12 protein-coding genes and 1 pseudogene are annotated in these 13,792 nt (G+C 60.9%); 9 read left to right on the top strand and 4 right to left on the bottom strand.

All coding sequences use genetic code 11. From position 1 onward, the window contains the following. Positions 1-1,082 (top strand): IS256 family transposase (locus BF95_RS07875; protein ID WP_043150587.1); only part of this gene is annotated, 1,082 nt, incomplete at its 5' end. A 10-nt stretch (positions 1,083-1,092) separates the two neighbouring features. Here BF95_RS07875 and BF95_RS07870 read toward each other — a convergent pair. Then, positions 1,093-1,740: a LysR family transcriptional regulator gene (locus tag BF95_RS07870; protein ID WP_051519903.1), complete on the bottom strand. Its 648-nt coding sequence runs from the start codon at positions 1,738-1,740 to the stop codon at positions 1,093-1,095. Between the two features lie 68 nt (positions 1,741-1,808). On the opposite strand from BF95_RS07870, the gene BF95_RS07865 reads away from it, so the two are divergent. The 7 genes from BF95_RS07865 (at position 1,809) to BF95_RS07850 (ending at position 8,472) form a co-directional block, all read left to right on the top strand. Beyond that, complete coding sequence (locus BF95_RS07865) at positions 1,809-3,116, top strand: MFS transporter (protein ID WP_200866900.1); 1,308 nt, start codon at positions 1,809-1,811, stop codon at positions 3,114-3,116. 222 nt (positions 3,117-3,338) lie between these two features. Then, positions 3,339-3,692 (top strand): histidine kinase dimerization/phospho-acceptor domain-containing protein, encoded by a 354-nt coding sequence (locus BF95_RS25535; RefSeq protein ID WP_051519902.1) that lies wholly within the window; start codon positions 3,339-3,341, stop codon positions 3,690-3,692. 6 nt (positions 3,693-3,698) lie between these two features. Beyond that, positions 3,699-4,511 (top strand): ATP-binding protein, encoded by an 813-nt coding sequence (locus tag BF95_RS25530; protein WP_268747152.1) that lies wholly within the window; start codon positions 3,699-3,701, stop codon positions 4,509-4,511. 75 nt (positions 4,512-4,586) lie between these two features. After that, complete coding sequence (locus tag BF95_RS26180) at positions 4,587-4,985, top strand: response regulator transcription factor (protein ID WP_161774250.1); 399 nt, start codon at positions 4,587-4,589, stop codon at positions 4,983-4,985. Positions 4,986-5,830: 845 nt separating this feature from the next. Continuing rightward, entirely contained in the window at positions 5,831-6,799 is a 969-nt protein-coding gene (locus BF95_RS30640; RefSeq protein WP_443018345.1) for a cold-shock protein, read from the top strand. 346 nt (positions 6,800-7,145) lie between these two features. Further along, positions 7,146-7,361: a ribbon-helix-helix domain-containing protein gene (locus tag BF95_RS27855; RefSeq protein ID WP_161774248.1), complete on the top strand. Its 216-nt coding sequence runs from the start codon at positions 7,146-7,148 to the stop codon at positions 7,359-7,361. Further along, positions 7,348-8,472: a DNA cytosine methyltransferase gene (locus BF95_RS07850; RefSeq protein WP_043150585.1), complete on the top strand. Its 1,125-nt coding sequence runs from the start codon at positions 7,348-7,350 to the stop codon at positions 8,470-8,472. The genes BF95_RS27855 and BF95_RS07850 overlap by 14 nt, the downstream gene beginning before the upstream one ends. On the opposite strand, the gene BF95_RS07845 is transcribed toward BF95_RS07850, so the two are convergent. Beyond that, positions 8,469-9,380, bottom strand: a complete 912-nt coding sequence (locus tag BF95_RS07845) for a NotI family restriction endonuclease (protein ID WP_043150583.1) — start codon at positions 9,378-9,380, stop codon at positions 8,469-8,471. The genes BF95_RS07850 and BF95_RS07845 overlap by 4 nt on opposite strands. A gap of 454 nt (positions 9,381-9,834) precedes the next feature. Continuing rightward, positions 9,835-11,244: a helix-turn-helix domain-containing protein gene (locus BF95_RS07840; RefSeq protein ID WP_043150581.1), complete on the bottom strand. Its 1,410-nt coding sequence runs from the start codon at positions 11,242-11,244 to the stop codon at positions 9,835-9,837. Positions 11,245-11,382: 138 nt separating this feature from the next. On the opposite strand from BF95_RS07840, the gene BF95_RS28155 reads away from it, so the two are divergent. Beyond that, positions 11,383-11,556: a hypothetical protein gene (locus BF95_RS28155; RefSeq protein ID WP_200866899.1), complete on the top strand. Its 174-nt coding sequence runs from the start codon at positions 11,383-11,385 to the stop codon at positions 11,554-11,556. Positions 11,557-11,611: 55 nt separating this feature from the next. Here the strand turns inward: BF95_RS28155 and BF95_RS07835 are convergent. Further along, a pseudogene (locus BF95_RS07835) lies at positions 11,612-13,782 on the bottom strand (TonB-dependent receptor). Positions 13,783-13,792 lie beyond the last annotated feature (10 nt).

The raw sequence follows: 13,792 nt of genomic DNA, 5'->3' as shown, positions 1-13,792 counted from the left end.
CGACCGGCGCTGCCTATGGTGAGAAAGATCCTGAGCGCCTCGCGCAGCGCAACGGCTATCGGGATCGGGACTGGGAGACGCGGGCAGGCACGGTCGAGCTGCGGATCCCCAAGCTGCGCAAGGGAACATATTTTCCAGGGTTTCTGGAGCCCCGCCGTATGGCAGAGAAGGCACTGACGGCCGTCATCCAGGAAGCTTATATTCAGGGAATCTCGACCCGCTCTGTGGACGATCTGGTCAAAGCCATGGGCATGAGCGGGATCTCAAAGAGCCAGGTCAGCCGACTGTGCGTGGAGATCGACGAGCGGGTGAAGGCTTTTCTCGATCGTCCGATCGAAGGAGACTGGCCCTATCTCTGGATGGACGCGACCTACATCAAAGTGCGGCGGGCTGGCCGCATTGTCTCGGTCGCCGTCATCATCGCCGTCGGCGTCAACAGCGATGGCCGGCGCGAAGTGCTCGGCATGGCGATCGGTCATTCCGAAGCGGAGGTCTTCTGGACCGAGTTTCTGCGCAGCCTTGCCCGTCGCGGTCTGCGCGGCGTGAAGCTGGTGATCTCAGATTCCCATGAAGGCATAAAAGCCTCCGTCGCCAAAGTCTTCAGCGCCACCTGGCAACGATGCCGGGTTCATTTTATGCGCAATGCGCTGGCGCATGCTGGCAAGAGCGGACGCCGGGTCGTGTCGGCATTCATCGCCACCGCTTTCGCCCAGGAAACTCCAGAGGCCGCAAAGGCCCAATGGCGTAGCGTCGCTGATCAATTGCGCCCTACCGTGCCAAAACTCGCTGCCCTGATGGACAGCGCCGAGGAGGATGTGCTGGCCTACATGACCTTCCCTGCCCAGCACCGCACCAAGCTTCACAGCAACAATCCAATCGAGCGCCTCAATGGCGAGATCAAGCGACGCACCGATGTCGTCGGTATCTTCCCCAACGAAGACGCTATCACACGTCTCGTCGGCGCTATCCTCCTCGAACAAAACGATGAATGGGCAGTGCAGCGCTGCCGCTACATGACACTGGAAAGCGTCTCAGGTTTAAGCGATAATCCCATCATCACGTTGCCTGCCATGGCAGCATGATCAATCCGGCTTAGCCGGAGGTCGCTGTGGCTATCCCAGCGAACCTACACCACGCTGTGGGACACGATCGCTTCAGATCAGCGACTTCATTTGGCATGCCCACGTCTTCGAGCAGCGAGGGCGCCCCCACCAAGCGCCATGCCGACTTGCCCAATCTCCGAAACAGAACGGATGAATCCTTAAGCTGGCCGAAGCGGATGGCAACATCGGCATGAGCCGATATCAGATCCACCAGCGTATCGGTCATCGACAGCTTGACCGTCACTTCTGGGTAAGCTGCGCAGAACTCTTGAATCCGCGGCGCAAGTACATGCAAGATGAAGGACACCGGCGCATTCACATTGATGACACCCGCCGGATGCCCTCGGGTCGAACCAAGGTCCGCGAAGACTTCGGCACTTTCGACGAGGTCGCGTGCGCGCGCCAGGGTCTTGGCACCTTCCTCTGTCAGGCCAAGCTGACGGGTTGTCCGCCGAAAAACATCGAAGCCCAGTCTGTTCTCCAGCTTCGCAACCAGGCGGCTCAGGGACGACGGGGATAATCCCAGGCGACGAGCGGCCTCCGCAAAGCTGCCATCCTCGGCAACGGCGATGAAGGAAGCGACCTCTTTCAGGTCGGGCAATTCGTGCGGTTCCAGCACTGCTGCAATGTCTCCCATGCGCTTTATCGAATGATAGCGTGCGCCTAGGTTCGCGTCGAACTGAAATCTCGAACCTGGAGACAAACATGGTCGGCAAGAAGACTATGCCGCTTGCGCTTTGGGCGCTGACTATCAGCGCCTTTGCAGTGGGCACGACGGAATTCGTAATCGTCGGGCTGTTACCCACGATCGCTGCGGATCTTGGCGTTTCCCTTCCATCAGCCGGCCTTCTGGTCAGTCTGTACGCCCTTGGCGTCACCATTGGCGCACCCATCCTCACGGCATTGACCGGCAAGCTGCCACGCAAGACGCTGCTTCTTTCGCTGCTTCTTTCGCTGCTGATGCTGTTTGCTGCCGGAAATCTGATGGCAGCCTTTGCTCCAAGCTACCTCGCGCTCGTCGCAGCCAGGTTCATAACCGGGCTCGCGCATGGTGTGTTTTTCGCGATCGCATCGACGATCGCCACCAAGCTTGTCTCTAAGGAAAAAGAGTCGAGCGCAATTGCGCTTGTCTTTCTCGGGCTCACCGTCGCGCTGGTAACCGGTGTGCCGCTCGGAACATGGATTGGGCAGAATTTCGGATGGCACGCGACATTCTATGGTGTCGTCCTGCTCGCGCTCATCGGTCTCGGCGCCAGTGCTGTGCTGGTCCCGGCCAACCTGGAAAGCGACGCGCCGCCGACCTTGCGTCAACAGGCGCAAGCGCTCACCTCGCCGCGCTTGCTGCTCGTCTACCTCATCACCGCAGTCGGGTACGGCGGCAATTTCATCGCATTCACCTATCTTGCGCCGATGCTTACCGACATAACGCGCCTTTCCGAAGGAGCGGTCACCCTCGTCATCCTGCTTTACGGGGTATCGGTTGCGGTCGGGAATATTCTTGGAGGGAAGCTTTCCGACAAGATCGGACCGGTCCCCGCTTTGACCGTCGTTTTCGCCGGTCTTACAGGTTCCTTGGTGCTGCTTGGCTTCGGCATCACGTCCCCCTGGGCAGCTGTCGCGGTGACCTTGTTCTGGGGAGGGTTCGCTTTCGGCAATATCCCGCCCTTGCAGTCCTACGTCGTCCAGATCGCCCGGGAGGTATCGCCCGAAGCCACTGACGTCGCATCCGGCATGAACATCGGCGCCTTCAATCTCGGCATCGCGTTTGGCGCCTGGGGCGGAGGGCACGTCGTCGAACAAATGGGGCTCCAGGCTGCCCCGTTCGTGGGGGCAGCCATAGTTGCTGGTGGAATCGTGCTGGTTCGCTCGAAGCGAAGGCAATATCGAAGAGGTCGACCCTTGACGTCGCCTAGGAAACATTTGTCACCGATGTCTCAAACTTGCAAAATCGTGTCCCCTTTCAGGCAATTGAAGAACGCTCCGTATTGGCCGCAATCAGGGCGCCTTGCCTAATGGGCGTTCTGCCATTTCCGGAAATTCTGCAACTGGGCCGGTTGCTGGTGGCAGGTTCCGAGCGATCGATCCGAGGAAGGCACCGTTCTGGGGCTAGGTCGCGATTTTCAGTTTCCGACCAGTTTCTGTTGCAACGCGTGACAGGTCAGGCGATCGGCGAGTGGCGGCGTCGCCGGGAAGCTAGGTCAACTGGTTGGCAGCATTCGCGACATTAGCGACGACATGGCGCTGGAGGCCAGAATGCGCCAGTCCCAACGCCTGGAATCCATCGGCAAATTGACCGGTGGCGTCGCCCATGATTTCAACAACCTCCTGACGATCATCATCGGCAACAGCGAAGTGCTGATCGACGAGTCTGCAGAAAACGCGACGACGCGCGAATTGGCGGAATTGAGCCTGGTCGCAGCCTCACGTGGCGCGGAGCTCACGTCCCAGTTGCTCGCCTTTGCGCGGCGGCAACCGCTTGAGCCGCAGCTGGTCGCCCCTTCCGAACTTCTCCGGGATATGAAGGGTCTGCTGCGCAAGACGCTGACGCCTGAAATAGAACTGGAATTCGTGAGCGATGCTGGCGCCTGAAGCACGCTGGTCGATCCGACACAGCTCGAAAGCGCGATTCTCAATCTGGCGATCAACGCTCGCGATGCGATGCCTGACGGTGGCCGGTTGACAATCGAAGTTGCAAATGCGCGGCTGGACGCAGCTTATGCAGCGGCACATGCCGACGTCACGCCCGGCTTTTACGTGATGATGGCGGTGTCTGACACTGGCACCGGCATGCCCAGTGAAATTCGCGATCGGGTCTTCGAACCATTTTTTACAACCAAGCCTGGCGGGGAAAATAGCGGTCTGGGCCTGAGTATGGTGCACGGCTTCATCAAGCAGACCGGCGGACACATCAAAATCTACTCCGAGGTCGATAGCGGCACGACCGTGCGCATCTATCTGCCTCGCTACCTTGGCAGCGATGCGATCCAACGTCCTCAGCCATATCAGGATAACGACGTGCGAGGCGGTGACGAGCGTATTCTGTTGGTGGAAGATGATGATCTGGTTCGCAATCATGTTGCAAAGCAGTTGACCGGCCTGGGATACCGTCTGGTAGTTGCCAGTAACGGGAATGAAGCCCTGGATATTTTCCGTCGCGATCAGGCCTTTGATTTGTTGTTCACCGACGTGGTTATGCCGGAAGGCATAAACGGGCGGCAACTGGCGCGAGAAATTCATGCCATAGCCCCCGGCCTGCCGGTGCTATTAACCTCCGGCTATACTGAAAATGCCATTGTGCATCACGGCCGCCTTGACGCTGGCGTTCTACTGCTGAGCAAACCTTACAGGTTGTCAACACTGGCTGCCAAGATCAGGCAGGCGTTAAACGAACGGACAACGCTCGCTTAGTAAAGCAAAAATTCACCATTTTGGAGCAATTCGTGGGATAGGGGCAAATGGGGTGCCTTTCGGGGGAATGGGCTGGTGCAGATTTATGTTGTCGACGATGATTCCGATTTGCGGAAGTCTGTATCAATATCACTAAAAGCTGCTGGATTTTCAGTGCAGTCATTCGCCACTGCAGACGCGTTTATCTCGGTTGCCAATGACCTGACGCCCGGCTGCGTCCTGCTTGATTATTGCATGCCTGGACTTGATGGCTTTGAGGCGCAACGTTTGTTGCAGTTCTCCGACAGCCTTCACCGAATCATCCTATGCACCGGTGTTGGCGAAATTCCCGAAGCGGTTCGTGCAATGCGTGCCGGCGCGGTAGATGTCCTGGCAAAACCATACAGGCGCGGTGAATTACTCGATGCAATCGCGCGGGCTGGAGCAGAACTTGAGAAACTGATTTCCAGCCGTAGCGTCCCCACTGCTTCTTAATAAACCCAGTTTAAGTCCGGCATTTCGCACGACGCCCCGTCGGTGACTTCGCGCTCGTGTGGCCTTGCGTCATGCGTGTTTCGCTGAACGCCCAGGGCCCGTTCGGGCCTGGAAAACATGCTTAACGCTATTCTAACCGTAGATGGAAGCCAGTCATGCCAATCGAGATAACCGTGTTCAAGGGCCCCGCCACGACAATGTCGCAGCGGCGCAAGCCCTGGCTGAGTGCAGCGAGTCTGGGCGCGATAGCCATTGTTGCGACCGCCAACGAAGCGCGGGCGCAGGTGGTCGTCAATTACGGCAACCCCGCCTATCTCGAAGGGCAGCATGGTGCCGACGGCGCGGCGGGCAAGGACAACCGGCAAAACAACACCTGTGGCACAGGCCCCGGCGGCAATGGTGCCACCGGGCCGACCGCCAATAACGGTGGTAACGCGCTGACCTATGCCCCGGCAAACGCGACCGCGACGCGCAGCGGCTCGATCGCGATCATCGGCAGTCGTGGCGGTGCGGGCGGGCACGGCGGCAACGACATCTATGACGACGGCTGCGTCTATAGCGGAGGCAATGGCGGCAACGGCGGCAATGGCGGGGTCGTGAACCTGACCATCAATCCGGGCGCCAACCAGCCGGCGGGCGGATATACGACCAGCAGCACGGGCATTCTGGTTTACACTTACGGCGGCAATGGCGGCACGGGCGGCAATACCCGGCGCAAGACGTTTTCGGGCGGCAACGGTGGCCTGGGCGGAAACGCGGGTTTCATCTCGTTTGCCAACAATGTCAGCCTCAACATTACCGGCGGGTCGACGGCGTTCGGCATCGTCGCGCAGAGTGGCGGCGGCCTGGGCGGCGAAGGCGGCTTTGCCGATAACGGCAACAAGAACTCCTCGGGCGGGAGCGGGCTGCCCGGCGGTAACGGCGGCGATATCTACATCAACAATACCGGCGCGATCCGCACCAATGGCGGCATGGGCATCGTCGCCCAAAGCATCGGCGGTTTCGGCGGCAATGCCGGCACCAGCGTCAATGGCTATGGCGGCGGCGGCGGCTATGGCGGCAATGCCGGTTTGATCGGTCTCGCCAATTATGGCGCGATCACCGTCGGCAGCGCCGCTGTCCGCGACTGCGAAAGTTCGGGCCTGAGCGGCTGCAACCCGGTCAGCATCGCGGCAATCGCCGCACAGTCGGTCGGCGGCGGCGGCGGCGGTGGTTTCGGCGGCGGTGGCGGTCGTGGCGGCATGCCCGCGCAGGTCGTTGGCGAAGGCAAGGGCGTCGTCAAATTCTTCAACGGGCAAAAGGGCTTCGGCTTCATCGTTCGTGACGATGGCGGCGAAGACGTGTTCGTCCACATCAGCGCCGTGGAACAGGCTGGCCTGACCGGTCTGGCCGAAGGGCAGCAACTCGGCTTCACCCTGGTCGATCGTGGCGGCAAGGTATCGGCGACCGATCTGGTCATCGACGGCGAACCACTCCCCGTCACTGATCGCGGCCCGCCGCGCGAACCGCGCGAACCCCGCGCTGGTGGTTTCGGTGCAGCGCCCGGCGGCTTCGGCGGCGGTGCGGAACGTGGTGGCCCTCAGCGTCAGCTGACCGGCGAACGCTCCAGCGGCACGGTCAAATTCTTCAACGCGATGAAGGGCTTCGGCTTCATTCAGCGCGATGATGGCCAGCCCGACGCCTTCGTCCACATCAGCGCCGTCGAACGCGCCGGCATGGCCGCCCTCAACGAAGGCGACCGTCTCGACTTCGAACTGGAAGTAGACCGCCGCGGCAAATACGCCGCCGTCAACCTCCAGACGAAGGCCGACTAAACGGCCTCCTGACTGTCCCTGTTATGGGGAGAGGATAGAAAAGGGTCGCCCCAAGGGGCGGCCCTTTTTTGTTGGGGTGGGGTAGGGCGGTTAGGCGCCAAAGGCAGTCGTTGCGCTAAGATTCCTTTCCACTCCAAGCCAGCCATTGCGATCCACCCCTCGGGGGGCGCCGCGGGTAGTCATGGGCAGGGGGCGTTCACCTCTCCAATTTAGGAATCTCGCAAGCGGCCCTTGTCAATTGGTCCGCAAGAACATAACATGACCAAATACGAATAAGGCGGGCAGAGTGCGGCGAGGTGCTGCACCTTGCATCACGGATGAAACTCGAATAGGGACGAGACGTTCGATGCAGATGAGGCCGAACTTGCCAACGAAAAACCCTCGCATCACGGTCGGGCTAAGCCTTCAGGAAGCAAGCACGCTTCAGGATTTCGCCGATCGACATAACCATTCGTGTTCGTGGGTAGGGCGACAGGCAATTATCGAATATCTTGAGCGCAATGCAGGTCCGCAGGGCGCATTGCCGCTTGGCAAAAAAGGGGCGGCAAATGAAGCGGCGTGAAATGACCGCGATCGACCTGTTCTGCGGAGCCGGTGGATTGTCCGAAGGCTTGCGGCAAGCCGGTTTCGATGTTCGCGCGGGCAGCGATTTCAACGAAGCGGCGGGAGCAACGTTTGAACGTACGCACCGCGACGCGAAGTTTCTTGGCGGGCCGATTCAGGATTTGGCGGTTGACGACTTTTTGCGGGCGGCGCGGCTTCGCGTTGGAGAACTCGACGTATTGACGGGGGGGCCACCCTGCCAAGCTTACAGCGTCTATAATCACAAGCGCGGCATGGGCGATGCGCGATCCACACTTTTCCGCGAATACCTTCGCATCGTGGAGGGCTTAATGCCGCGGTGGGTAGTTATGGAAAACGTGACCGGGATCACGTCCGCAGGAAGCGGCGAAGCATTGCGCGCGATCGTCGAGGGTTTCACGAATTTAGGCTATCGGATCGAATGGCGCGTGTTGCGGGCCGAAGAATATGGCGTGCCGCAGGAGCGCCGCCGTTTTGTTTTCATGGGCAACCGAACCGGCGAACCGATCGTATGGCCCGAACCGACGCACGGCCCTGGCCTGAAGCCTTTGATAACGGTGTATGACGCAATTTCAGACCTTCCCATTTTGCATAATGGCGAAGCATCGGTCGGTCACGATTATACGTCCGAACCACGAACGGAATATCAGACCGAATTGCGCGAAGGCTCAACCGGCGTTTTCAATCATGCCGCCCCGCGTCTGGCGAATATCAATATGCAGCGCATGAAGCATATTCCGCAGGGCGGTAGCTGGCGCGACGTGCCGGTCGATTTACTTCCCCGTGGGATGCAAGCCGCCCGTCGCTGCGATCACACGAAGCGTTATGGCCGGTTGCAGTGGGATCGCCAGTCTTCAACGATTCTAACGAAGTGCGATATTCATTGGGGTGCCTACATTCACCCGGAGCAGAACCGTTCGCTCACGGTTCGGGAAGCAGCGCGCTTTCAGTCGTTCCCCGACTGGTTTGTGTTTGAAGGCAGCCAGACCGATCAATTCGTTCAGGTTGGTAACGCAGTCCCGCCCATTCTTGGACGCCAGCTAGGGCTTGCGCTTCAGTCCGGTAGCGAGCGAGTTCGGAAAGCGGCTTAACGGAGTGCAGCTGCGATTGCCGCTGCATATACGTCCTGCGGTGGTAGGTTCATGGGCGACGTGAAGGCGGTTGCGACCTGATCGATGGTGGTGGTGAACTGCGAATCGAACTCCAACGGCCTTTGGTGCGTGATGGGGTCGACGTAGCCAAGTCCGTAACTGCGAAACGTAATTGTTCCGTTGCCGATCGGGTATGAGTGCAGATGGTTTCCGAGCCGATTCATTATTTTCTCATAGACCGAATGTGGGCAAATGAAGAATAGCCCCTTGCTACACTTCGATTCGCGTCGAAGAACATGACCTTTATAGATCAATTGCGGCAATATTCGCTTATTTACGTTCTCCCAATTCATGCTGGCGTCGCTAAACCCGCGCCCTCCCATGCCGGGGAACGGTTCGCTCGCAAAATAGGCTTGGGCTTGATCGCTATAGTTGCCGGTGGTGTCGATCGTTTGGACTTCAAGCGCGGTAAACTCAAGCAACTCGCCATTTTTATCGATCTTCGCGACGATCCAATCGACATAGTAGCTACCCGCCTTGCCGCCATCGGCGCGCGGCGGGCGCGGCAACGGAAGTTCGCCGCCCCAACGCTTCCCGAACAGAACGGCTTGCTTTTCGGTTAGAGTGCCTTGCACCTTACGAAGCCGCGCTTCGCTTGCGGTTATCAATTCGGTGCCCGCGCCGAAGACTTCGTACCCGACTTCAGAAAGCGCCCGATACTCGTCCGCATAGAGCCGGTTAGGGCAACAGATAATAGAGCCCGTGTTGACTAGCTTGACCGAGCAAGCGCCGTGATTCGGCTTGATGCAGTCGCCGTTCGTGAAAGGGCATTGTTTGTTCGCTGCGAAAGGTGCGGCTTCAGGCCGGTAGGGCTCGTATCCAAAGAACTCGACAATTTTTAGCGCCATTCAATCTACCCCTGTTGACCGTTCTTAGCGGATGGATCGAAAACAGTAAAATGCGGTTTTTCCTACCCATGCCCTGCCCATTCGCACGACGGAACTTTCGCGCTACGCTATGCCGTTGATTTTTTAGCAATTATACCGTTGAGATTGCCCGCATTCCGTCACCTCAAAGGGGCAGCGGTCGATAATTCTACGGCAGCTATCTAACTGAGCGCCCCCATAATTTGCCTGACGGCAATCGGCTACAATCCCCTGTCCTACACACGCCAACCCATGCCATAATCGCCGCGCTCTTTCTCCCCGTCCGTCCCCACGCGCCAGCGCACCCACGCCCGCACTTCGCAAAAATTCTCCTATTGCGAAATCCACGCCACCCGTCCGTCCCCCAGCAATTGCATGGCCTGCGACGGTGTGAACTTCGCACATTTGGCAACGGCACATCGGCCGCGCCACCCCCTTAAACCCGCCGAAACGGAAACGGCGCGACCGTCCGCTCATAGCTGTGCAGATCCAGCGCCCGCGTCACCGGCGGCAAGGCCCGGTCCGCGCAGGCGCGCCGTTCGCACAGCGGGCAGGTCGGCCCCACCTCCGTCGCGCCGTCCTTGTCCGGGTCGATGCCGTCGGCATGGACGATCCGCCCCCCATGTTTCGCCTCGCACCCGATCGCGATCACTGATCGGCCACGCGCCCCCGGTGCGCCCGCTATCCCCATCGCCAGCGTGACGAAGCGCCGCCCGTCCAGCGTCTCGATCAACTGGCACGCCACCATGTCGCTCGTCGCCGCGTCATACGCGTCCCAGCGCGGACACGCCCCGCCATAGCGGGCAAAGGGCCAGGCCTCGCCGTCGAACCGCTTGGACACCAGCCCCGCCCGGTCCATCTTGACCATGAAGAAGGGGATGCCCCGCGCGCCCGTGCGCCCCAGGCTGGTCAGCCGATGCGCCAGTTGCTCGGCCGACACCCCGAACCGGTCGCGCAGCAGGGCCAGGTCGTGGCGGCTCTGCTCGCACGCCTGGCGGAACCGGTCATAGGGCATGATCAGCGCCGCGGCGGCATAGTTGGTCAGCGCCATGGTGGCGATGCGGCGGCTGTCCTCGTCGGGCGGCGCGGCGCGCGCCACCTGCGCGGCGATCGCCTCGGCCAGTTCCTGCGCGCACAGATGATAGGCGATGGCGAACAAGCGCCCCGACGCGGGCAGCCGCTCGTTCAGCATCAACCGCCGCCGGTGCATGTCATAATGACGCAGCGTCCCCGCCAGCACATCGGCGCGCACCACCTGCACCGCCATGCCATGCCGGTCTTTCAACCGCGCGCGCAATTCTGCCTGCAACAGCGCCGGATCGTCGCTCATCGTCGCGGCCAGGCTCTCCGCCCCCGCATCGATCTCCGCGAAATGATTGCCCGCCCGCGCGATCATCTCGCGCAACCAGTCCACCGGCGCAACTAGCGGCGCCGGGCCGCGCGCCCCCGCGACCGCCTCGCCGGGCAAGCGCCGCAAATCGGTCAGCGCACGATAGAATCGCGCCAAGGCTTCGGACACCCCCGGATAATTTTCCGCGACCTCCAACACCTCGTCACGCGCGATCCCAATGTCCCGCACTAGCGCATCGGACAAAATTTCACTGAGTTCGCCGGGACCGCCCTCGGCCGGGGACGCGGTAAAGTCCCGAATATCGATGTCATAGGTATTAGCCAGCCGCAGCAGCATCTGCGCCGTCAACGGCCGCTGATTGCGCTCCAAATGGTTGAGATAGCTGGGAGAAACCCCCAATTCCTCGGCCATCCGCGTCTGGTTGAGGCCCAGCTCCCGGCGCAGCACGCGCAACTTGGGGCCAAGATAGAGTTTGCGATCAGTCAGCTCTGCCATATGGTCATATTGTCATAGAATGACAATTATATCAAATCCAATCATGACACGCGGCCACTAACCGTCCTTATAATGGCCGACCCTTGTCCGTATAGCTGTACGCAAGCCGATGAACGGCGCATCTGAAAGGACAAGGACATGACCACCGAGACCACCGGCCATCCCCAGCCCGCCCGTTCGCGCGCGGTCTTCTCGCCCGAAGATTTCGGCCTGATCCGCACCGCCATCGCCCATTATCTGCGCGAGGTTCAGGACCAGCCCGAATCAGTCAAATATGCCAATCTCTACCACCGGCTTGGTCGGGTCGCCTGACACTTGGCCGTCCAGGGGCGCAGCCTCACCCCGCCTGTGCCCCTGGATACCCGCCTTATAGCGAAAAGCGGGCCGTCACCCGAATGTCGCGCCCGGCCAGCGGCGCGAAATCCTTAAGCACGCTGGCATGCCGCCGCGCCTCGACATCGAAGATGTTGTTGGCCGACAGCATCAAGGTGGTGCGGTCATTGCCCGCGAACGGCTTGAACGAGAGCGACGCATTGACCAGCGTATAGGCGTCGGTCGTCGTCTCATAATCGGCGATCCGTTCCTGCGCGAAAGCATGCTCAATCTCCGCCCGCGCCGACAGCCGGTCGCCACGCGCTTCTAGCCCGCCCAGCAGCCGCAGCGGCGGAATGCGCGGGGCCGGACCATTGCCCTTGATATGCGCGCGCACATAATCGGCCACGCCATCGACATTGATCGCATAGCGGCCGACTTGCGCCAGCTTCACCGACGCCTCCGCCTCGAACCCATAATAGCGCGCATCGGCCTGGGCATAGGCGAAGCAGGGGAATTCCAGTTCTGCCCCGCCATTGGCCGCCTGGCACACGCTGTCGTCGACGATCGCGTCATAGATATAGCCGTCGAACCAGTTGTGGAACGCGGCCAGGCTGATGCTGTAGCCCTCACCACCGCCGCGCAACGTGCCTTCCACGCCCCAACTACGTTCCTTGCCGAAATCGGGGTTGCCGAGTTCAAACGCCTGCGTCCCGGCATGATTGCCGCGCGCGAACAATTCCTCCGCCGACGGCGCCCGTTCGCTCCGCGATAGGTTCAGGCCCGCGCGCCAGCCCGGCATGATCGCCTGGCTGATGCCGAGCGATCCAGACAGAGCGTTGAAGCTGCGTGTCCGCCCATCGACGAACAGATCGGCGTCGGGATCGGCCTTGAGGTCGGTATGCTCATAACGCGCGCCCGCCTCCAGCCGCGTGTCGCCGAGATCGAGCGACTGCAGCGTGAAGACGCCCAACTGGTTGGTCTCATTCTTCGGCAGGAACTTCTCTTCGCCATCCGCCTGAAACCGGCGGGTGAAGAATTGCGCGCCGAACGCCCCGTCCCAACCGCCGCGCTTGGCCTGGATGAATTCCAGGCGGCTTTCCATCGATTGATTCTTGAACGTCGTGCCGACTTCCCCCGTCGGCTCGATTTCCTGATGCTGATAATCGGCCCAGCCCGCGCGCAGGCGGATACTGTCCAGGAACCCGCCCCCCGTCGCCACTTCCCCGCGCAGGTCGGCGCGCGTCTGGCGCATGGACAAGGTCACATCTTCATGGCTGTGACCTTCTTCCTCTTCATGGCCATGTTCTTCGCCCTCATGGTCATGATCATGCTCTTCCGTCACGTCGATCCGCGACGGCACGCCATAGCGGTTCTCGGTATGCGACACCGATACGCCCAGATTGCCGCCATCGCCGATATAGGCAAAGCCGCCCGCCACTTCCCATGTTTCCGCCGCCGTGTTGGGCAGTTTGCCCTTCCACATCCCGTCTTCGCGGATCTCGGCGTCGTCCGACTGCACCGCCAGCGCACGCTGCGGCTTGGACAGAATATAGCCGCCGGTGCGCAGATCGTCGCTCTTGTTCCAGCTGCCATCGAGATGGACGACGAAATTCTCCGCCAGCGGCGCTTCGATCTCGCCACTGACCGTCCGCTCATTGGCGGCGCTGCCATAAGTGGCAAGCCCTTCGACATGCACCGGCTCGTCGGGCACACGGCGCGGGATGCGGCTGTCGATCACATTGACCACGCCGCCAATTGCCGACGAACCATAGAGCAGGGCGGCGGGGCCGCGCAAGATTTCGATCCGGTCTGCGGTCAGCGGGTTGATCGCCACCGCATGGTCGACCGAGGTATTGGATACATCGAAACTGCCGATCCCATCGGTCAGAATGCGCACCCGCTCCCCCTGGAAGCCGCGCAGGATCGGACGGGACGCATTGGGGCCGAAGGAGGTGGCGGACACACCCGGCTGTCGCGCCAGCGTCTCGCCGATGGTCGTCCGCAACTGCTGCGTCAGCTTGTCACCGGTCAGCACGGTCGTACCGGACAGGATATCGCCCTGCCGCCGGGGGATGAGGGCAGTGACGACAATGTCGGCGCGATTGTCATGATAGCCTGATCGGCGGCTTGCGGTGCGGCATCGGTGGCCTGGGCAAAGGCGGCGGGCGCGACGCAGAGGGCAGACAGGGCGCAACCGGCGCGCAACGGGAGGAGGCGGGACATCAACGATGGT

Source organism: Sphingobium sp. Ant17 (assembly GCF_000588875.1).
GTDB lineage: Bacteria > Pseudomonadota > Alphaproteobacteria > Sphingomonadales > Sphingomonadaceae > Sphingobium.
Note: the sequence above shows the minus strand (reverse complement) of the source record. Positions and strands in the feature narration are given on the sequence as shown.